Raw genomic sequence first — 19,120 nt, 5'->3', positions numbered from 1 at the left:
AAGCGTTAAGCATACTAGTATAAGTTGAGAAATGAACAAAACAATAATGATAGGCAGATGATGTAACTCCATAGTAACTGTAACCATCCAAAGCCCAATTCATACACTATGATGGAGGCTTTTTACTTACTAATCGGATGAAAAAGGAGTGTAATCATGAAGAAACGTACTGTTAATGAAGCAGGAAGGAATGTGCCACAACCAATCCGCAGCGACGGAGCAGGTGCGATTGATTCTGGACCTCGTAATGTTATGCGGGATATTCAAAATCCGAATATGCTTGTTCCGCCTATAACGGATGCAGGGTTAGTTCCTAACTTGAAGTTTTCATTCTCGGACACTTCTATGATTTTGAAACAAGGTGGGTGGTCCCGGGAGATTACTGCTCGGGAACTACCGGTTTCGACGACAATTGCGGGAGTGAATATGAGTTTAACGGCCGGTGGAGTACGAGAACTACATTGGCATAAAGAAGCGGAATGGGCGTATATGCTTTTAGGACGGGCACGCATAACGGCTGTTGATCAAAATGGGCGGAATTTTATTGCTGATGTTGGACCAGGTGATCTTTGGTATTTTCCGCCTGGTATTCCGCATTCCATTCAAGGATTGGAACATTGTGAATTTCTACTCGTTTTCGATGATGGACATTTTTCTGATTTATCTACTTTAGCTATTTCTGATTGGTTTGCGCATACGCCAAAAGAAGTGTTGTCGGCTAATTTCGGAGTACCTGAGAGTGCTTTTCGTTCTATCCCTTCAGATCAAGTTTATATTTATCAAGGAGAGGTGCCAGGTTCGCTTGAAAGTCAGGAAGTTCAATCACCGAAAGGAGAAGTTCCTTTAACATTTAAATATGAATTGTTAAAACAACAGCCGATTAAGACGCCTGGTGGTAGCGTTCGAATTGTAGATTCTACGAATTTCCCTATTTCCAAAACAATCGCAGCAGCGCTCGTTGAGGTTGAGCCTGGCGGAATGAGAGAACTTCATTGGCACCCGAATAATGATGAATGGCAATATTATTTGACAGGGGAAGCGAGAATGACTGTGTTTCTTGGAAATGGTACCGCTCGTACATTTGATTATAGAGCTGGCGATGTCGGATATGTACCGTTTGCGACGGGGCATTATATTCAAAATACAGGTACCGAAACATTATGGTTTTTAGAGATGTTCAGAAGCAATCGTTTTGAAGATGTATCGTTAAATCAATGGATGGCACTGACTCCTAAAGAAATAGTGGAGAGTAATATACATGTTGGCCCGCAAGTAATGGATTCTCTGCGTAAGGAGAAGTGGCCTGTTGTGAAATATCTGGGGTTTTCATATAGTCCGAAAAATGATGAGTAAAAATGAAAATTTGCGTTATTCTTTCTGGAGACTGATAAGAAGGGATGGCGTATTTTTTATGCCTAATCTAGTCTTTATCCCGCTATTTGCCGGGCAGTAAGACCCCACCTCAAAATTCAGCGGAATCAAAGAAGTTAGGTGGGGGGCAGGCTGTCCGTAAAAGCCCGATTGGTGAGGGCTGATTAAAGTTTCACTTTATTAGTATCCGTTCCTTGTATTATTGTTCGGGAAATTATTATTGGAGCATAGTATAGGGAAGATACATATAAAAGAGCGCCATTATAAGCTGTAACGTATAAGTTGCGCAGGAAATGCAACGATAACTCGCTTTACTCTTCATCATTTATTTGAACATAATGGGCATAGAGAGGTGATAAACACAGTATGATTTTTAGTGAGCGTTTAAAAGAAGAAAGGGAAAAAAGAAATTGGTCGCAAAATGATTTGGCTGAAACACTTCATGTGAGCAGGCAATCTGTTTCGAAATGGGAGACGGGAAAGAACTATCCGAGCATTGAAATTATTATTCATTTAAGTGATCTGTTCGGTATTACAATTGATGAACTGCTAAGGAGTGATGAAGAATTGACGCAGAAAGTAATTGAAGATAGTAAGCAATTGGCGTATCCAAAATGGAAGGTGTTTTTTGATAGTCTATTTATGATAGGAGTATTTTTGTTTATTGCAAAAATCGTTGTATGGATGCTAAATAAGTTTGCTGGAGCAAATATTACAATTGTAGCAGATGCGCCATATGTAATGAATCTTTTGCCCCTTGCATTCATGATTATAGGTGGTATGGGATCGGATAAGTTGAAGAAAATATATAGATAAGAGAAAGATTTGAAAGAAATCCCCAACACTAGCTGTTCTTTTCACTTAAATTGTGTACTATAAAGGATAGGATGACATAAAGAAGGGGACATATAGAATGGAATTTCATGAACAGAAAATTTTGCCGGCAGTGAGGCAAATTAAAGATTTGGAAAAGCTATTACATAGTTCGTATGAATATATCGTTATTTTAGATATTCATGTCGGCCAATTGAAGAGTGTTATATCGCTTGCGAAGCAATATTGTAAAAAGGTGTTTTTACATGTGGATTTAATTCATGGTTTGCAGAGTGATGGGCATGCGACGGAATATTTATGTCAGGAGTTTAGACCGTACGGGTTACTTTCAACAAAGGCGAGCGTTATTATGAAGGCGAAGCAAAAAGGTGTTGTGGCAATACAACGCATCTTTTTAATCGATTCGAGTGCGATGGAGAAGAGCTGCAATCTTTTAGATAAGACGAAACCGGATTATATTGAGGTACTTCCTGGAGCATTAACGGATGTTATCGCTGAAGTGAAAGAGCGTACTGGTGTACCGATTTTAGCAGGTGGTTTTATTCGTACTGTAGAAGATGTGGAAAGAGCTTTAAACGCTGGTGCGACAGCAATTACGACATCAAAACGCGAACTATGGAAACATTACCAAAAAAAGTGACGAAAATGTGAATTTTTTCGTTGACACCGCTTTCATTTGCGGTTAACATTATAGACAAGTTAATAAACGTGACGGAGAAAAGTAGAGATCCACATTTCATTGTTTCTATATAAATTTATATAGAAGCGTGCAAGCTGTGGGTCTTTTTCTTTTGACAAAAACGAATGGCCATTCATTTTACCTCTATCACATTTGAAAGCGTTTAAATTGATTGTGGAGGGATACTATGTCAGCATTTTTAGGAGAGTTAATAGGGACTGCGTTGTTAATCGTACTTGGTGGCGGCGTTTGTGCTGGTGTAAGTTTAAAGAAATCGTTTGCGAAAGATTCAGGTTGGATTGTTATTACAATGGGCTGGGGCTTAGCAGTAGCGGTTGCAGCGTATGCGGTTGGATCAATTAGTGGGGCACATTTGAATCCAGCGTTAACGATAGGATTAGCATTTAAGGGAGCGTTCCCATGGAGTGACGTACCAGGTTATATCGTAGCACAAATGATTGGGGCAATTATCGGGGCAGTTATCGTATATTTACATTACTTACCACACTGGAAAGAAACAGAAGATCCAGGAACAAAGTTAGGTGTATTTGCAACAGGTCCAGCAATTCCGAACACATTTGCAAACCTTTTAAGTGAAATGATTGGAACATTCGTTTTAGTATTTGGTATATTAGCAATTGGTGCAAATAAATTTGCAGATGGATTAAATCCATTTATCGTAGGTTTCTTAATTGTAAGTATTGGTTTATCATTAGGTGGGACAACAGGATACGCAATTAACCCAGCGCGTGATTTAGGTCCGCGTATCGCACACTTCTTCCTTCCGATTGCAGGAAAAGGCGGTTCAAACTGGAAGTATGCATGGATTCCAGTAGTTGGTCCAATTTTAGGTGGATCACTTGCAGGTTTATTCCATCAAGTTGTATTTGAAGGAAAACAAAATTCAGCACTTATTTATGTGATTATCGCAACTGTGATTGTACTAGCAATCTCTTATATGACAAGTAAAAAAAGCGGAAGCAATACAAATAGTAGAAAAGTAGCATAAGGGGGAAACCGATATGAAAAAATATATTCTTTCATTAGACCAAGGAACAACAAGCTCACGCGCAATTCTTTTCAATAAAAAAGGTGAAATTGTTCATTCAGCTCAAAAAGAGTTTACACAACATTTTCCAAAGCCGGGCTGGGTAGAGCATAATGCACAAGAAATTTGGGGATCTATTTTAGCAGTTATCGCAACTTGCTTAAGCGAAGCGGATGTAAAACCAGAACAAATCGCTGGTATCGGTATTACGAACCAACGTGAAACAACGGTTGTATGGGATAAAACAACTAGTAAACCAATTTACAACGCAATCGTATGGCAATCTCGCCAAACAGCTGAAATTTGTGATGAGTTAAAAGAAAAAGGTTATAGCGAAATGGTTCGCGAAAAAACAGGTCTTTTAATTGATGCATACTTCTCTGGTACGAAAGTAAAATGGATTTTAGATAACGTTGAAGGTGCAAGAGAGAAAGCAGAAAACGGCGATCTATTATTCGGAACAATTGATTCGTGGCTTGTATGGAAACTATCTGGTGGTAAAGCACACGTAACAGATTACTCAAACGCATCACGTACGTTAATGTTTAACATTCATGACTTACAGTGGGATGATGAGCTTCTAGAAATGTTAACAGTACCAAAGAGCATGCTTCCAGAAGTGCGTCCATCATCTGAAATTTACGGAGAAACAATTGATTATCACTTCTTCGGCCAAAATGTACCCATTGCAGGTGTAGCTGGTGACCAACAAGCAGCATTATTTGGACAAGCTTGTTTCGGTGAAGGTATGGCGAAAAATACTTACGGAACTGGTTGTTTCATGTTAATGAACACTGGTGAAAAAGCAGTAGCTTCTGAGCACGGCCTATTAACAACAATTGCATGGGGAATAGATGGTAAAGTAAACTACGCATTAGAAGGAAGTATTTTCGTAGCAGGTTCTGCAATTCAATGGTTACGTGACGGAATGCGCATGTTTAAAGATGCAAGTGAGAGTGAAGTGTACGCAAATCGCGTTGAATCAACTGACGGTGTATACGTTGTACCAGCATTCGTTGGACTAGGAACACCTTATTGGGATAGTGAAGTACGCGGCGCTATGTTTGGTGTAACACGCGGTACGACGAAAGAGCACTTCATTCGTGCAACGCTAGAATCTTTAGCTTACCAAACGAAAGATGTATTATGCGCAATGGAAGCAGATTCAGGTATTGAACTGAAAACATTACGCGTTGATGGCGGAGCAGTTAAAAATAACTTCTTAATGAAGTTCCAAAGTGATATTTTAGATGTTCCTGTAGAGCGTCCGGTGATCAATGAAACAACAGCTTTAGGTGCAGCATACTTAGCTGGTCTTGCGGTTGGATATTGGAAAAACCAAGATGAAATTAAAGAACAGTGGCATATGGACAAACGCTTTGAGCCAACGATGGAAGCGAAAACAAGCGAAGAGCTATATGCTGGATGGAAAAAAGCAATTGAAGCAACAAAAGCTTTCAAATAATCATAAACAGTGTTATAATGGTGACAAGTTAATAATTCGGTAGGAGATTTGGAGAGACCACAACGCGCTATAGAGGCGAAATCTATAGCGGAGTTTGTGGTCTCTTTTTTCGTTATCAAAGGGAGGAATTACCATGAAATTTTCAAGTAAACAACGTAAAGACGTATTAAACGGAGTAAATAAACAAGAGTTAGATGTGATCGTAATTGGTGGAGGTATTACTGGTTCTGGTATTGCATTAGATGGAGCAACACGCGGGTTATCAACAATTGTGTTTGAAATGCAGGACTTTGCAGCAGGTACATCAAGTCGTTCAACGAAGCTTGTACACGGTGGTCTACGTTATTTAAAACAACTTGAAGTGAAAATGGTAGCAGAGGTGGGTAAAGAGCGCGCGATCGTATATGAGAACGGTCCCCATGTAACAACACCAGAGTGGATGTTACTTCCGTTCCATACAGGCGGTACGTTCGGATCATTTAGTACATCAATTGGTCTTCGTGTATACGACTTCTTAGCAGGTGTAAAACGAAGCGAGCGCAGAAAGATGTTTAACCGTGAAGAAACATTAAACAAAGAGCCTCTTGTAAAAAAAGAAGGATTAAAAGGCGGCGGTTACTACGTAGAATATCGTACAGATGATGCGCGTCTTACAATTGAAGTAATGAAAGAAGCAATTGAGCACGGCGCAAAAGCTGTTAACTACGCAAAAGTAGACAGTTTCTTATATAAAGATGGAAAAGTATGTGGTGTACGTGTAATCGATTTACTAGACGGAGAAGTATACGAAGTTTACGGTAAGAAAATTGTAAACGCAGCTGGCCCTTGGGTAGATACACTTCGTGAAAAAGATAACTCGAAAAAAGGAAAAGTACTTCAGTTATCAAAAGGTGTTCACTTAGTAATTGATCAAAAACGTTTCCCATTAGGTCAAGCGATTTACTTCGATACACCAGATAAACGTATGGTATTCGCGATTCCACGCGGCGGAAAAACATATGTAGGTACAACAGATACGTTCTATGATAAAGACGCAGCTGTACCACAAATGACAACAGAAGATCGCACATATATCATTAATGCGATTAACTACATGTTCCCAAGCGTGAAAATTACAGAGAAAGACATCGAATCAAGCTGGGCTGGTGTACGTCCGTTAATTTACGAAGAAGGTAAGAGTGCATCTGAAATTTCTCGTAAAGACGAAATTTGGACTTCTGAATCTGGTTTAATTACAATCGCAGGTGGTAAATTAACTGGATACCGCAAAATGGCTGAAATGGTAGTAGACTACGTAACGAACTTACTACAAAAAGAAGGTCATAGCGCATATCCGAAGAGCGACACGAAACATATGCCAATCTCTGGTGGACATGTAGATGGTTCACACGGATTCCCAGCATTCGTTGCGAAAAAAGCTGGTGAAGGTACGAAATATGGTTTAACAACAGCACAAGCAGAAGAATTCGCGAAATTCTACGGCTCTAACGTTGACGTACTATTTGATTTAGCGAAAAAACATAAAGACGAAGCGAAAGAATACAACATGCCACTAGACGTTCTAATCCCGCTTGTATACGCAATGGATTACGAAATGACAGCAAAACCAGTTGACTTCTTCGTACGCCGTAGAGGCGCTGTATTCTTCAATATCCACTGGGTATACGAGTGGAAAGAAGCAGTAATCAACTACATGGCTGCGAAACTAGGCTGGAATAAAGAAGAGCAAATGAAATACACAGCTGAATTAGAAAAAGCATTAACAGACGCTGTAATTCCTGTAGATCAACAAGAACAGGCGGCTGCTTTAGCGTAAAATAGATATGTTTTTTGAAGAAAGAATTGTGTAGGTATAAAAATACACAATTCTTTCTTTATTGTAGGGGATAAATTATGAGTATTTGGTGTTAAAAAGACTCTTATCATTAATGGAGAGAGTCTTTTTATTTTGCGTGCCCAGCTAAGCTGGGCACTGCTTGCTGGTGAAAGTCCAGCGCCAAGTCGTCTAGTAGCTAACAGGCAACTGGTGGAGAAATCCTAAGGTTGAAGCTCTGTGACAAAGTGACTTCTATTTAGAAGTGCGAGCGAATCAACAAACCGTAACATAAAGTGAACCTTGCCGCCTCGTTAAAAGAAACCTAGCAATAGGACAAAGGGAAGTTGAGCCTGGTGAATATAGGAGAAAACCATGGAAGACGTGAAGAACTTGGAAATACAGCATCGAAGAATCCTTCGGGGTACGGAGGATGGTATGTTGAGAAAGTAGTGTCTGGAACTAGGGAGCCCCTCCTTTGCCCTTTCTTTCAGAAAGGAGAGAGAAAGCCTATAAGCATATGCGAAATGGTGGACTGTAAAGAGGGCGTCGGAGGAGATTATAGTACTGAATATCATAACCACAACACAACGTTATGTAGGGAAGGACCTCTACTTTGTTCATAAGTTGGAAGGAGGTACGAGTGAGTGAATACTGGAAAACTTGCTAACTACACTGATGTAAAAGCTCAAGAACTTTGGAAGACTTTATATTTTTGTGCCAAAGAAAATTCAAGCCGAAGATTTCATGCGTTGTATGATAAGATTTATCGTCCCGATATACTAGCTGAAGCATGGCGAAGAGTAAAACGGAATAGAGGAAGGGAAGGAGTGGATGGACAAAGAATTGAGGGAATTGTTCACCAATATGGAGAACGTAACTTTCTAAATGAGTTGTGCAAGGAACTCAAAAGTAAGCCATAGCATCCACAAGCTGTGAGAAGAACCTATATTCCAAAGGGGGATGGAAAACAAAGACTACTTGGAATTCCTATGATCAAAGATAGAGTTGTACAAATAGCAACAAAATTAGTCATTGAACCAATCTTTGAAGCTGAAACAGAAAAGAGATGGCGAAGCCATCCCTAAAGAAATTTAATCTGTTTCAGTTTTCTACTTTACGAGAATATATTGGGGGATATTTCGAGTGTGACTATCTCTTTTCGATGAACCAAGAGATGGATTTTCCGGTAAGAATTTTATTATTTTACATTTATTTCAATTAAATTCATTTGGTGAATAGGTTACTAAATGAAATGTTTATCTAAACTCAGTATCAGTATAACAAGAAAAAATAGTAAAAAACAGTATTGTTTTGATTATATATGTATATTAGAATTTATTCAATGTTAGGAGGGGATAGTGATTAAGAAGAAAATTTTGTATTCTTTGATTTTTTTAGTTTGTGTTTTTGCAATTTGCACTGTCTATTTCTTTTTCTTTCAACGTACGAGTTTGGTTAAAATAAATCAATCAGACAACCTTGCTTTACTAGAAAAAAGAAAAAAGGAGCAAGTAAGATCATGGGCACTTTCGAATTTAAATTCAGAATATTGGGAACATGAATCTAAAAATAAGATTAAGGTTGCGATATTAGACAGTGGAATAGAAAAACAACATGATGATTTAAAAAATCTTGTAATTAAAGAATACAATGTAATTGAGCCGCAACATCCAGTAATTGATGTTTTAGGCCATGGAACGAATGTGGCAGGTATTATCGCAGCAAATAATAACAAAATTGGAATCACTGGCGTTGCAGCATCGCTAGTGGAACTCTATGATGTTAAAGTTCTTAATGATGATGGAAAAGGGAAGATTGATAATTTAGTTCAAGGTATTAATTGGTCCGTTGAAAACAATGTTGATGTGTTAAACGTTAGCTTTGGTATGTCTTCTAACCATCCTGAACTTGAAAGGGTGATTGAGAAGGCGATTCAAAAAGGGATAATTGTTATTGCAGCTGCAGGTAATAATTATGGCGGAAAAGTTGAATATCCAGCTAATTATAAAGATGTTATTTCAGTAACAGCAGTAAATCACGCTTATAAAGCTGCAAGTTTTGCTGCAAGGAATGGGAAAATTGATTTTGCAGCCCCAGGTGTGAACGTAATAACCACTACAACTTCTAATGGTTATTCGATTGAAAATGGAACATCTCTAGCAACGGCTCACGTAACAGGAATTGTATCTTTAATTCTTGCGAATAAGGAAACATTTAAACTGCCATCTAGCAAAGTAAAGTTCCCTCAAGAAGTGTATAAAATTCTAGAAAAAAATACAGTGGACATTGGTAGCAGTAATCAAATTGGCAATGGTTTTATAAAATTATAGTAGGGTGGAGAATTATGATTAAAAAGATAGTATCATTAATGTTAATCTTTGTTTTAAGCATTGGAATCATTCCAAATGGTAAAGTTTTAGCTGAAGGTTGGGTTCAAGACGAGAATATTGAAGTACTTGAGAATAATAGTGAGAAAGTAGAAGTACAAACAGAAGTTGAAACGGTAGAAGGTGATGCAACAGTTTCAGCGGCTTGGGATAAAACAGATAACACATTTACAGTGAAATCAATGGAAAAAGATGCAAACGGAAATGAAGTTGAAAAAGAATATAGAGTTGACGTTGAAGAGGCTACTGACGAAGTGTTTAAAGCGACATTTACCGATATAAAAACAAACGAATCTTTTGAAGTAGATTCTATGGAAGCGCATGCTTCTGTAGTGTTCTTATTACCGCTGGCAGGTGTAATTGGTCAAGGGCTTGTTTCGCATTTAATCGCGATTGGTGCTGCTGTAATTATTGCAGGTGCTACATATACGGTAGTGGGGAAAGTTGCAGCAGAATTACGAAAGAAAAAATATGATCACTATGCTGCTGTTTTAACAAAAGGTGATTTATATATTGGCGGACCAATTTCTAAAGCAACTGCAGTTTCAAGAATGAAATCAAGTGATAAAAAGAATAACAATGTTTGGTCAAAAACTTATGCTTTAGCGGCAACTGTTGCAAAAGACGCTGGAAACGGGAGAACACCAATTGGCCCTGAGCGTGACAAAGGAAAAACGTCAGCAGAAGGTTATTATTTCCACTTCCATATCCATAATAGAACAGGTGGTCATTCATTCTATTAAAAAGGAGTAGTGTATGATAAATAAACTTTATGAAAAATACAAAATGCGAAACATCCCAAATAAATTTTCGATAGACGAAATTGATACAATTTTGAAAAGTGAGTATAGAGCTACAGAAATTAAAAAAAATAAAATTGGTTCCATTTATCTAGATACAAATATCGAATTTAAAGAAATAGTAAAGTGTTATAAGATCGAGGAAAAGGCTGTTTTGATGGAATTGTTTAGTGATGCGGAAAAAAAAAATTTTGCTGAAATGATACAACTTAATCAATCTGAACAAAATACAGATTTCAATGAGCAAGATCTTTTCAATAAAGAAATTCAAGAAGGCAAATTAATTGTTATTTTTTTAGCAAGTGCGGATGGCACATACATTAATTACTTCAACCTATTAGGTCATTCAGAGATGATGTACAATAAACTTACAGTTCTTATGGGCTTAGAAAAAGAAGAATGTAATATTGAAAATCCCTTGTTTCAAGAATACTTACAGGCACTAGCTGCGATTGGGTATTTAGAAGAATAAAGTGAAAATCACAGTGATTTGAAGTGAGCCATGAAAATGGAACGCACGTTAAAAAAACTAAACCATCTATTTCCTATATACTTTAGGGGATAGATGGTTTAATTTTTTTAAATTTGTATACTTATTATGCGAATTCAAGAGGTGTTTTTTTCTCTTGACTAAAAATAAATAAAATGTGTTACAATGATGATAGAGTATATAGTATGAATTTTGCATAAAATAAAAAAGACAGAAGCCTGAGAAACTTCTGCCTTGTGTAACCTAACTTGCTATTGTGGTGGTAGTAGGTGCGGTTATAAGACAATTACATTAACGTTTTAGCCGAGAACCGCCCTTACCTTTTCCACGAAGCAGGGTGGTTCTCGCTTTTTTGTATACAGAAATTAGCCATGGACCGACGTATCTTCTACCGATGACAACGCCAGCTCCGGTTAGGATACCATACACTAATTTAATTACAAACATCGCGATCATATTATCACCTCCCCCTTTTTTCAAAATGGAAGAGATGATTACCACACCTACTAGTTATAGCTTATTAAGTTACATATTAATTGTATTATGTTTTAAAATAGGGAACAAGACATATGGATGAAAATTCCTGTTTTTAAGCAGAACATTAGTGTCAGGGGACAAGAAGTAAATAAATATTCATAAAAAAACGGTATGGACATCGCAATCTGTATTTTTTACACTAGCACACTTAGTACGTTTTGTTTCAAAAACATAAATAGATAGTATGTAGAGGGTTATGATAAATAACCCTCTTTTCGTGTTTAAATAAGTGCACTCTCTTTAATAGAAATACATAATTCAGAACGAGAAATTGATTCAGCTAGCTGGTGTAAATAGGCGTATTCTTCCGAGTCTTTTTCGGAAGTGTTAGGATCCAATACAGGTGAAGAAAGAAGTACATCAATCGTAAGTATGTCTGCATCATGAGAAATGATGTTATAACCTGCAAATACAGGTTGTTTTAAGTCTTTTACTTTTTGAATCATCTGATGGAATTTCGTAACACTTATATTGATTTGTGCGAATGGAAAGCATTTTTGGGTAGGATTCTCGATGGTCTTTCTAATTTTATAATCGTATACATAGTAGTACTTTTCTTGCTGCTCAAGTGTTTGCAACTCTTTCGTTAATAAGTGGTATTTGTCTGTAAGTCCAGTTGTAAGTACATCGTGTTCTTCGCCAACTAATAATGTGAAAGGTCTTGGTGAGGAGATTGAAATGGTGCGGACGTTTAGGTCAGTAAAAGTGTGCTTAGATTGTAAAATGGTATGTAATTTTTCGGTAGGAAACTCACCGTCATAAATAGCAATGAAATAATGATTCATATTTCCACTCCTTGTTTTTTCTAAAATGATATATTCTACTTTAAAGGTGCAAATCCTGCACAAAAAAAGAAACACCTTGATTGTTATCAAGGTGTTGTAATAAGCTCAAAACTCTCCGAATCAGCCCCAAGTATAAAAGGACTAACTTCGCCAACGCTATAAAGTTGCAACTCATGCATCGCGCGCGTACAAGCAGTATAGAACAATCTACGAACGCTCTCATCACTGTACACATCTTTAGATGCATCGTAAATAATAACAGCATCAAATTCGATACCTTTCGCTAAGTAAGCAGGGATCACGACAATGCCTTGCTCATACTCGGCTGAGTTACTTTTCACAAGTTTAATATTCTCGATATGACTAAGTGCTTCGTAGGCAGCGGCGCTTTCAGCTGCGGATTTACAGATGATTGCGATCGTATTGTGCTGCTCTGTTTGTAGTGCAGCAACTTTAGCAGTAATATGTTCGTGCAGTTCGCTCTCATTCGCTACTTTCGTCACTGTGGGTTTCTCGCCGTCACGTTCAAAGGCGTGAATGTTCTTCCCTTCCGGTACGAGAGCACGTGTAAATTCAATAATCGGTTTTGTTGAGCGATAGCTACGAGTTAAGTTAATGCCGTTTGTTTCGTCTGGCCCGTATAAATTCGTAAGTGTATCGAAATTCACCGTTTCACTCGCATGGGCAAATATCGCTTGGTTAAAGTCTCCGAGTACCGTCATTCTTGCAGCAGGGAAGAGACGTTTTAAAAACTCGAACTGGAACGGAGAATAATCTTGCGCTTCATCTACGAGTACGTGTTTAATCGATCTGTTCGTTTGGAAGCCTTCAATTAACTCTTTTAAAAGTAAAAATGGAGTTGCGTCCTCGTAATATAGTTTTCCTTCATCGAGCATGTTTACTGTTAATGAGCAAATGTCATCCCATTCTTTCGGTTTTTCCCCAGTAACCCATGATGCATCTGTGAAGAGCTGTTTATATATGCCTGTGAAATTGATAAAGCGCAGTGTTTGAACACCTTTGCGAAGTGGCTTCATTTTTTTACGGACAATCATACGTCCAAGTACTTTCGCTTCTTTCTCAAAATCGTTAAAGGAGTTGTCGTCAAACTCGCCTTTTTTCTGTAAATATTTATAAGCCTTTTGGTATTCATCTTTACTAAGTAATTCAATTTCTTCTTCTACCCAAGGCTTTTTCAGTTCTGCTTTTTCAAGTGCATTTATTTGCTTATTTAGCCAATCCGTTAACTTCTCAATTCGACTATGGAAGCGGAGGGAGGAGTCAGTATTATAAAATTGCTCTGTAATTTCTTTAGCTGAGACGATTAGTTTCCCTCTAAATTTCATTCCTCTAAATAGCATACCTGAAGATTCAAGAGATTGTCTGTACGCTCTAATCATCTCGAAAAATTGAGTAGATGCTTTAAATCGGATGCTCGCATTTCTCGTTTTATAGGTAGGGCTATTCGTTTCAGTTAACATATATTCCAATTGCTCATAAGGATCTTCAACTTCAAATGACTTACTTAGTCTATGATTTAAATATTCTTGGAATGTAACTTGCTGCATATTTTCTTCACCGAGTTCAGGTAGTACGTTAGAAACGTAGCTATTGAACATAGAGTTAGGAGAGAAGAGAATAATTTGATCCGCTTTTAGCCATTCGCGATATTTATATAGTAAGTAGGCGATTCGTTGCAGGGCAGCTGATGTTTTACCACTACCAGCGGCTCCTTGCACGATAAGGAGTCGGCCTTCATCGTGACGGATAATTTCATTTTGCTCGCGCTGAATCGTAGCAACGATGCTTTGCATATGTTTGTTCGTGCCTTTTCCAAGCGCTTGTTGCAAGATTTCATCACCAATTGTAAGGCTCGTATCGAACATAGAATCAATCTCGCCATTTTGAATAATGTATTGTAATTTTTTCTCCACATTACCGTGGATTACGCCGCCTGGTGTACTGTATTCAGCAGGTCCTGGTGGATAATCATAGTACACACTCGAAATAGGTGCGCGCCAGTCATATATAAGGAAGTTTTCTCCGCTTGCATCAGTAAGTGTAGCGACGCCGATATAAATTTGATCCGCGGCAGATTCTCCTTCTTCTTTGAAATCAATTCGTCCGAAATAAGGTGCTTTATGCATACGTCTTAATGCGGCAAGTCGATTAAAGGTGTGCTTATGGGTAATTTGTGTGACAGCTAGTGACTGAGCTTGTTGTCTTAAGTTGATAACTGTTTCAAGATAATCATCAAAAGTATCCGTGTTCACTTTCACATCATCCCAAAAGTGTTTACGAATATTGATTACTTCTGCCCGGCGTCTGCCAGTTTCGTTTTCCAGTTTATCAATTTGCTCCTTAATCGTTTCGATTACGGTATCCAATCTTTTTTGCTCTAAATCAAGTTTTTTGTTCATACGGTAGCACTCCTTTAAAAGTGAAAAATAGAGGTTGACTGAAGATGTGTTTTGGTGTACAATTAAGATACGGATAAATACGTTCCTTTCGTTTTAGAAAACGTGTTTCTGTACTAATTTAACATAGTTTTTGAATTTAATCAATGATAATAAGATAAACCTTGGTTCTGCGTGGCGTGGATCAAGGTTTTTTTGTGTTTTTCTTTAAGGAAGAATTGCAATTTTATTGAGGAGAATGTAAGTAAAGCAAAGAAGAAAATCAGGAATAGGGGGATACTGATGCAAAAATATTTTGAGGAAGCGCATCGTTTTTGTTCTCGTAATAGAAAGCACTTGGAAAAGGATGTTATATGTGGTTGTTTCTATTGTTTAGAAATTTTTCATCCAGAAAAAATTACAGAGTGGTGGGATGATGATAACACAGCAGTTTGTCCGCATTGCGGGATTGACTCTATTATAGGAGAAAATTCTGGATTTAAAATTACAGAAATGTTTTTAAGTGAAATGCATAAAAGATGGTTTTAGTTAAACGAATGAAAAAATAAACTTTCATTAACGAAGAGGATACATAAAAAAGCTCGGGCCGAAGCCCAAGCTTTTTTTTACTTCATTATTTCTTTTCTTCTTTTTTATCGTCAGCTTTTTTCTCTTCGAAAAGATCTTTTAAATCTTTATCGTCAACTTTTACGTCAGCTTTTTTGATTTCTTTCATCATAAGATCGTTCATAAATTGAGCATCTTGTGTTTTTTCTTGAACTAGTGATTTTTTAATATCAGCTTTTGCTTTATCGAAATTTGCATCTGCGTGATTATCAGTTACTTTGATGATATGGTAACCGAATTGTGTTTTTACAGGTTCGCTTACTTCACCTTTTTTCAACTTTTGAGCTGCTTCTTCAAATTCTTTTACCATTTTCCCTGGTCCGAAGAATCCTAAGTCGCCACCTTTTTCTTTTGAGCCTGTATCTTCAGAGTATTGTTTTGCTAATTCTTCGAAAGATTTACCTTGAGCAAGTTCATCTTTCACCTTTTTAGCAGTTTCTTCATCTTTTACAAGGATATGACTTGCTTTAATTTCTTTTTTATAATCCTCGAATTTTGCTTTTACATCTTTATCAGTAATCGATTGTTCAACCGCTTTTTCTTGAGCTAATTGAGCACGCACACCAGTTTTTATCGTTTCTTCTTTAATACCTTGTTGTTTTAATAGTGTATCGAATTGATCACCGTATTGTTTTTTCATTTCATCGAACTTTTTGTCTACATCTTTGTCTTCAACTTTGTAGTTTTTAATAAGTACTTTTTCCATAACCATGTTGTTTAGTACTTGTTTACCAGCTTGTGTCTTCATTTGATCGTAGAATTCTTCTTTTGTAATGTCACCAGCTTTAGATGTAACAATTTTGTCTGATGATGATGTTCCACATGCTGATAATGCGATTACACTTGTTGCGGCTAAGGCAAGCATAGCTTTCTTCATTCGATAAACACTCCTACTATTATGTATTTTTAATTTATCCTACACCAATGAATTTTGATTCATAAGAGCCCGATTAAGTCTCACTGATACTTTTGCTTTTTTATATTGGTAAAGCGCGCTTAACAGGGCTTACCGTGGCTGAGGATAAAGTTTTGATGAATGTTTTGTTCTATAGTATAAGCAATATGTACAAAATTTAATATATCATATTTCGAACCGTTTTCATATTGATAAAGAAAAAATAACCAGCACGTGTCAGATTTTGAAAGTGTGCCATATTGGGCGCATGCCGCATATACAGAATAGAGGAGGGGATGGGGATGAATTCTCAACTTATTTTATTACTTGTACTGTTTATTTTATTGGTTATTGTAGGTATAATTTGCTTATAGAGGAAAAAAGTGAGGAAGGGGCTTTCCTTCCTCACTTTCCATGAAATATAATTTCTATATAACTAGAAATTAATAAAATTGTTATACATACATTAATAACCCGAAAGACACCGGGCTGGCGGCTCGCAGCTATTTGTTTTCGTTCACACAGTGTATGTGTCATGAAATTCGTGTAAAATATAACAAGAAGTGCAAATGCGACAAAAACAACTGTTATAAGTGTCATGAGGCGAGACCTCCTTTTGGCTAAAATACATATACATATATTGTATCACACGATATTTTGTTCGTGTTACAAAATTCAGAAATAGAAGACTTTGTGTTAGAAAGTGAGGGAGAAAATGGACGTTGTTAGAAGATTAGAACAAGCTGAATACTATGTAGACCTACTATTTAAAATGATTGATGAAGAGAAGTGTCCATTTTATTCTTTGATCATAAAGAAAAAAGCTCGTAAAAAAGATATTGAACGTATACTAAATCTTTGTGAAAAACTGAACGAGCAATATGTAGCGGAGAAAGCAGAAGGGCTTCTTTTGTTCGATGCGCTGTTAGATCAATTTGAAAAAGCGCTTCCACATCAGCTCGAAGTACACGAAACTGCGGAAGCGCTAGCAAAACAAGGTTTATTTAAGCCGCTTATGAATGAATTCTTAAGCATGATTGCGAAAAAATAAATAGATTATTTCTTAACTAACTTTTGATCGGATTCTGTAAAGTTCTCTTCAATATCTTCTAATGATTTCTCAAAAATATCGATAAAGTCTTGTCCGTAAATGTTACGCAGGATTGCAATCAGTTCGATATTTTCTGGGAACTTCCCATAAAAATTACGAAGTGCAAGAGCCCCATTAAACACTGAATTATTTTCAGGATCATACTCCTCCATTAAGCGAAGTAGTAATTCTTCCCCTTTGTCTGTAATTTCAATGTACGTATTTCGTTTATCATCTTCCTTTTTTGAGAATACAAGATAGCCGCGTTCTTCCAGCTTTTTCGAGAAGTTAAACGCTGTTGATACGTGCATAACTCCAAACTTAGCAATCTCAGAAATAGAAGCCCCTTTTAAATGATAAGCGATTGTTAAAATATGATGTTCATTAATATTTAAATCATAAGGTTTAATCCACTGCTGCCAATCTTTCTCTACACATTTCCATAACGCTTTCGATAATTGAGCAATGCGTTGGCTGAAAATCATCGCTTCTTTTACCGAGTAATCTTTTTCTCCACTTTTCATTTACTCACCCACTTTAACATTCTTTTTTCATTACTATCTATTATGCCAGTAAAATAAAAATTAATAAAGTCTTTTTGTGAGAATTGTGAAAATTTTTCGGAAAAATGACATTCTATACAAATCATGCATAACTATGGAAGCGTTTTATGAGTCATGAATACATACGTTGTCCTTACATGTTAAGTGATAACATATATTGTAAATGCATAAAAACACGGCATATCTATACGATATGCCGTGTCAAGGTCAATTTATATAAAAAATATTTGTTATATGCAAAAAACTAAGCAGGAATTTGTTTACGCTTTTTCTGGAACAGCTTCTTGTAGTTTCTCAATTGACTTTTGGATGTCCAAAATTTCTTTCTCAATATGGCGCTTGTTTTGAGAAATATCTTGCTTCCAGTTAGAAAGTGTATCGTGCATATCGTCTTTTAATTCTTGGAACACTTCTTTACCTTCTGAAGCAGTTTCAACGATTTGACGTTTTAATAATTTCGTATCAGCTGTAATATCAGCTAAAGTCTTTTTAATATCATTTCCTTTTTCTTTTAACTTGCCGCGCATGTCTTTACCAGAAGAAGGAGTTGAGAAAAGAACAGCTAGTCCAGCAACTGCTCCGCCGCAAATAACACCTGTAATAAAGGATTTAGCTTTTGACATAAAAGGAGACCTCCTTATTTTTTGTTCGTATTCATGATGGGAAAATATGCATATCTTTCTTATATGTGCTATGCACAAACAATCATCCCTGAGCATTTTAAGTAAAGAAACAAGCCATGCGGAATTTGATGACTTCAGGGAAGTGGCTTGTTATGTATTACGCCTTCTTATAGTGTCATTATTTCACACTATTTGCAATTGTACTTGCGATGTTTTGTAAATTTTCCATAGTGTATTCATTTTGGTGTGATTTCCAAACAGCACCGAAACCATCTTTTTCACCGTAGCGTGGAATTAAATGAAGGTGGAAGTGGAACACAGTTTGTCCAGCTTTTTCACCGTTATTGTTAAGTAGGTTAAAGCCAACTGGATTAAACTCTGCTTTAATCGCATTTGCGATTTTTGGAACGACAGAAAAAATGTGTGATGCGATTTCTGGCGTTAACGCAAAAATGTCTTGTTTGTGAACTTTCGGAATAACAAGAGTATGTCCTTTTGTTACTTGACTAATATCTAAAAATGCAAGCACATGTTCATCTTCGTATACTTTTGAGCAAGGGATTTGCCCGTCAATGATTTTACAAAAAATACAATTGTCTGCTGTATGATTCATTGATCTCATCCTTTCAAATATCCTTAGCCGTATTTTACCATAATTACATAAGAGAACAAACACGAAAAACAGGAAGCTGACTCAGCTTCCTGTTTTCTGAA

Annotated in this window: 20 protein-coding genes; 12 read left to right on the top strand and 8 right to left on the bottom strand. The window is 36.9% G+C overall.

Going from position 1 to position 19,120, the window contains the following annotated elements:
- Nucleotides 1–156 precede the first annotated feature (156 nt).
- The 10 genes from MKY38_RS16730 (at nucleotide 157) to MKY38_RS16685 (ending at nucleotide 10,872) form a co-directional block, all read left to right on the top strand.
- Nucleotides 157–1,353, top strand: coding sequence for an oxalate decarboxylase family bicupin (locus MKY38_RS16730; RefSeq protein ID WP_341049182.1), 1,197 nt, complete (start codon nucleotides 157–159; stop codon nucleotides 1,351–1,353).
- Between the two features lie 384 nt (nucleotides 1,354–1,737).
- Entirely contained in the window at nucleotides 1,738–2,187 is a 450-nt protein-coding gene (locus MKY38_RS16725) for a helix-turn-helix domain-containing protein (protein WP_065223807.1), read from the top strand.
- A gap of 97 nt (nucleotides 2,188–2,284) precedes the next feature.
- Entirely contained in the window at nucleotides 2,285–2,845 is a 561-nt protein-coding gene (gene glpP / locus MKY38_RS16720; RefSeq protein ID WP_000394285.1) for a glycerol uptake operon antiterminator GlpP, read from the top strand.
- A gap of 226 nt (nucleotides 2,846–3,071) precedes the next feature.
- Nucleotides 3,072–3,893, top strand: a complete 822-nt coding sequence (gene glpF / locus MKY38_RS16715) for a glycerol uptake facilitator protein GlpF (protein WP_001272200.1) — start codon at nucleotides 3,072–3,074, stop codon at nucleotides 3,891–3,893.
- Nucleotides 3,894–3,906: 13 nt separating this feature from the next.
- The gene (gene glpK, locus MKY38_RS16710) at nucleotides 3,907–5,397 is read left to right on the top strand and encodes a glycerol kinase GlpK (RefSeq protein WP_000760009.1); all 1,491 of its coding nucleotides are present in this window, start codon (nucleotides 3,907–3,909) and stop codon (nucleotides 5,395–5,397) included.
- Between the two features lie 133 nt (nucleotides 5,398–5,530).
- A complete protein-coding gene (glpD, locus tag MKY38_RS16705; protein WP_078439242.1) occupies nucleotides 5,531–7,213 on the top strand; it encodes an aerobic glycerol-3-phosphate dehydrogenase in 1,683 nt (560 codons plus the stop codon).
- Nucleotides 7,214–7,857: 644 nt separating this feature from the next.
- Nucleotides 7,858–8,133, top strand: a complete 276-nt coding sequence (locus MKY38_RS16700) for a TetR family transcriptional regulator (protein WP_065223809.1) — start codon at nucleotides 7,858–7,860, stop codon at nucleotides 8,131–8,133.
- Nucleotides 8,134–8,664: 531 nt separating this feature from the next.
- Nucleotides 8,665–9,543 carry a S8 family peptidase gene (locus tag MKY38_RS16695; RefSeq protein ID WP_341049177.1) on the top strand — a complete coding sequence of 293 codons (879 nt, stop codon included), beginning with the start codon at nucleotides 8,665–8,667 and terminating at the stop codon, nucleotides 9,541–9,543.
- A 14-nt stretch (nucleotides 9,544–9,557) separates the two neighbouring features.
- Nucleotides 9,558–10,343, top strand: coding sequence for an SAR2788 family putative toxin (locus MKY38_RS16690; RefSeq protein WP_016117370.1), 786 nt, complete (start codon nucleotides 9,558–9,560; stop codon nucleotides 10,341–10,343).
- Between the two features lie 13 nt (nucleotides 10,344–10,356).
- Nucleotides 10,357–10,872: a hypothetical protein gene (locus MKY38_RS16685; RefSeq protein ID WP_065223812.1), complete on the top strand. Its 516-nt coding sequence runs from the start codon at nucleotides 10,357–10,359 to the stop codon at nucleotides 10,870–10,872.
- A gap of 309 nt (nucleotides 10,873–11,181) precedes the next feature.
- On the opposite strand, the gene MKY38_RS16680 is transcribed toward MKY38_RS16685, so the two are convergent.
- The 3 genes from MKY38_RS16680 to helD form a co-directional block, all read right to left on the bottom strand.
- Nucleotides 11,182–11,346: a hypothetical protein gene (locus tag MKY38_RS16680; RefSeq protein WP_000561154.1), complete on the bottom strand. Its 165-nt coding sequence runs from the start codon at nucleotides 11,344–11,346 to the stop codon at nucleotides 11,182–11,184.
- Nucleotides 11,347–11,648: 302 nt separating this feature from the next.
- Entirely contained in the window at nucleotides 11,649–12,212 is a 564-nt protein-coding gene (locus MKY38_RS16675; RefSeq protein ID WP_341049176.1) for a hypothetical protein, read from the bottom strand.
- Nucleotides 12,213–12,298: 86 nt separating this feature from the next.
- Complete coding sequence (gene helD, locus MKY38_RS16670; protein ID WP_341049175.1) at nucleotides 12,299–14,632, bottom strand: RNA polymerase recycling motor HelD; 2,334 nt, start codon at nucleotides 14,630–14,632, stop codon at nucleotides 12,299–12,301.
- A gap of 279 nt (nucleotides 14,633–14,911) precedes the next feature.
- On the opposite strand from helD, the gene MKY38_RS16665 reads away from it, so the two are divergent.
- Entirely contained in the window at nucleotides 14,912–15,157 is a 246-nt protein-coding gene (locus MKY38_RS16665) for a hypothetical protein (RefSeq protein WP_001174905.1), read from the top strand.
- 85 nt (nucleotides 15,158–15,242) lie between these two features.
- On the opposite strand, the gene prsA is transcribed toward MKY38_RS16665, so the two are convergent.
- Both prsA and MKY38_RS16650 read right to left on the bottom strand, forming a co-directional pair.
- Nucleotides 15,243–16,112, bottom strand: coding sequence for a peptidylprolyl isomerase PrsA (gene prsA, locus MKY38_RS16660; protein ID WP_044307201.1), 870 nt, complete (start codon nucleotides 16,110–16,112; stop codon nucleotides 15,243–15,245).
- 423 nt (nucleotides 16,113–16,535) lie between these two features.
- Nucleotides 16,536–16,730 carry a hypothetical protein gene (locus tag MKY38_RS16650; protein WP_000172690.1) on the bottom strand — a complete coding sequence of 65 codons (195 nt, stop codon included), beginning with the start codon at nucleotides 16,728–16,730 and terminating at the stop codon, nucleotides 16,536–16,538.
- 115 nt (nucleotides 16,731–16,845) lie between these two features.
- On the opposite strand from MKY38_RS16650, the gene MKY38_RS16645 reads away from it, so the two are divergent.
- Nucleotides 16,846–17,181 (top strand): DUF1878 family protein, encoded by a 336-nt coding sequence (locus tag MKY38_RS16645; protein WP_044307203.1) that lies wholly within the window; start codon nucleotides 16,846–16,848, stop codon nucleotides 17,179–17,181.
- Nucleotides 17,182–17,186: 5 nt separating this feature from the next.
- Here the strand turns inward: MKY38_RS16645 and MKY38_RS16640 are convergent, their stop codons facing one another.
- The 3 genes from MKY38_RS16640 to MKY38_RS16630 form a co-directional block, all read right to left on the bottom strand.
- Nucleotides 17,187–17,744, bottom strand: a complete 558-nt coding sequence (locus MKY38_RS16640) for an HTH-type transcriptional regulator Hpr (protein WP_000834924.1) — start codon at nucleotides 17,742–17,744, stop codon at nucleotides 17,187–17,189.
- Between the two features lie 299 nt (nucleotides 17,745–18,043).
- Nucleotides 18,044–18,406 (bottom strand): YtxH domain-containing protein, encoded by a 363-nt coding sequence (locus MKY38_RS16635; RefSeq protein ID WP_000030300.1) that lies wholly within the window; start codon nucleotides 18,404–18,406, stop codon nucleotides 18,044–18,046.
- 178 nt (nucleotides 18,407–18,584) lie between these two features.
- Entirely contained in the window at nucleotides 18,585–19,019 is a 435-nt protein-coding gene (locus MKY38_RS16630) for an HIT family protein (RefSeq protein WP_001016835.1), read from the bottom strand.
- Nucleotides 19,020–19,120 lie beyond the last annotated feature (101 nt).

Origin of the sequence: Bacillus sp. FSL R5-0585 (assembly GCF_038004545.1) — a bacterium.
Classification (GTDB): domain Bacteria; phylum Bacillota; class Bacilli; order Bacillales; family Bacillaceae_G; genus Bacillus_A; species Bacillus_A cereus.
This window is presented reverse-complemented; position numbering and strand designations above follow the sequence as displayed.

What these genes read in the sequence shown, in the direction of transcription:
- MKY38_RS16730 (WP_341049182.1), top strand. Translation starts at nt 157, where the DNA reads ATGAAGAAACGTACTGTTAATGAAGCAGGAAGGAATGTGCCACAACCA.
- MKY38_RS16725 (WP_065223807.1), top strand. Translation starts at nt 1,738, where the DNA reads ATGATTTTTAGTGAGCGTTTAAAAGAAGAAAGGGAAAAAAGAAATTGG.
- glpP (WP_000394285.1), top strand. Translation starts at nt 2,285, where the DNA reads ATGGAATTTCATGAACAGAAAATTTTGCCGGCAGTGAGGCAAATTAAA.
- glpF (WP_001272200.1), top strand. Translation starts at nt 3,072, where the DNA reads ATGTCAGCATTTTTAGGAGAGTTAATAGGGACTGCGTTGTTAATCGTA.
- glpK (WP_000760009.1), top strand. Translation starts at nt 3,907, where the DNA reads ATGAAAAAATATATTCTTTCATTAGACCAAGGAACAACAAGCTCACGC.
- glpD (WP_078439242.1), top strand. Translation starts at nt 5,531, where the DNA reads ATGAAATTTTCAAGTAAACAACGTAAAGACGTATTAAACGGAGTAAAT.
- MKY38_RS16690 (WP_016117370.1), top strand. Translation starts at nt 9,558, where the DNA reads ATGATTAAAAAGATAGTATCATTAATGTTAATCTTTGTTTTAAGCATT.
- MKY38_RS16685 (WP_065223812.1), top strand. Translation starts at nt 10,357, where the DNA reads ATGATAAATAAACTTTATGAAAAATACAAAATGCGAAACATCCCAAAT.
- MKY38_RS16680 (WP_000561154.1), bottom strand. Translation starts at nt 11,346, where the DNA reads ATGATCGCGATGTTTGTAATTAAATTAGTGTATGGTATCCTAACCGGA.
- MKY38_RS16675 (WP_341049176.1), bottom strand. Translation starts at nt 12,212, where the DNA reads ATGAATCATTATTTCATTGCTATTTATGACGGTGAGTTTCCTACCGAA.
- helD (WP_341049175.1), bottom strand. Translation starts at nt 14,632, where the DNA reads ATGAACAAAAAACTTGATTTAGAGCAAAAAAGATTGGATACCGTAATC.
- MKY38_RS16665 (WP_001174905.1), top strand. Translation starts at nt 14,912, where the DNA reads ATGCAAAAATATTTTGAGGAAGCGCATCGTTTTTGTTCTCGTAATAGA.
- prsA (WP_044307201.1), bottom strand. Translation starts at nt 16,112, where the DNA reads ATGAAGAAAGCTATGCTTGCCTTAGCCGCAACAAGTGTAATCGCATTA.
- MKY38_RS16650 (WP_000172690.1), bottom strand. Translation starts at nt 16,730, where the DNA reads ATGACACTTATAACAGTTGTTTTTGTCGCATTTGCACTTCTTGTTATA.
- MKY38_RS16645 (WP_044307203.1), top strand. Translation starts at nt 16,846, where the DNA reads ATGGACGTTGTTAGAAGATTAGAACAAGCTGAATACTATGTAGACCTA.
- MKY38_RS16640 (WP_000834924.1), bottom strand. Translation starts at nt 17,744, where the DNA reads ATGAAAAGTGGAGAAAAAGATTACTCGGTAAAAGAAGCGATGATTTTC.
- MKY38_RS16635 (WP_000030300.1), bottom strand. Translation starts at nt 18,406, where the DNA reads ATGTCAAAAGCTAAATCCTTTATTACAGGTGTTATTTGCGGCGGAGCA.
- MKY38_RS16630 (WP_001016835.1), bottom strand. Translation starts at nt 19,019, where the DNA reads ATGAATCATACAGCAGACAATTGTATTTTTTGTAAAATCATTGACGGG.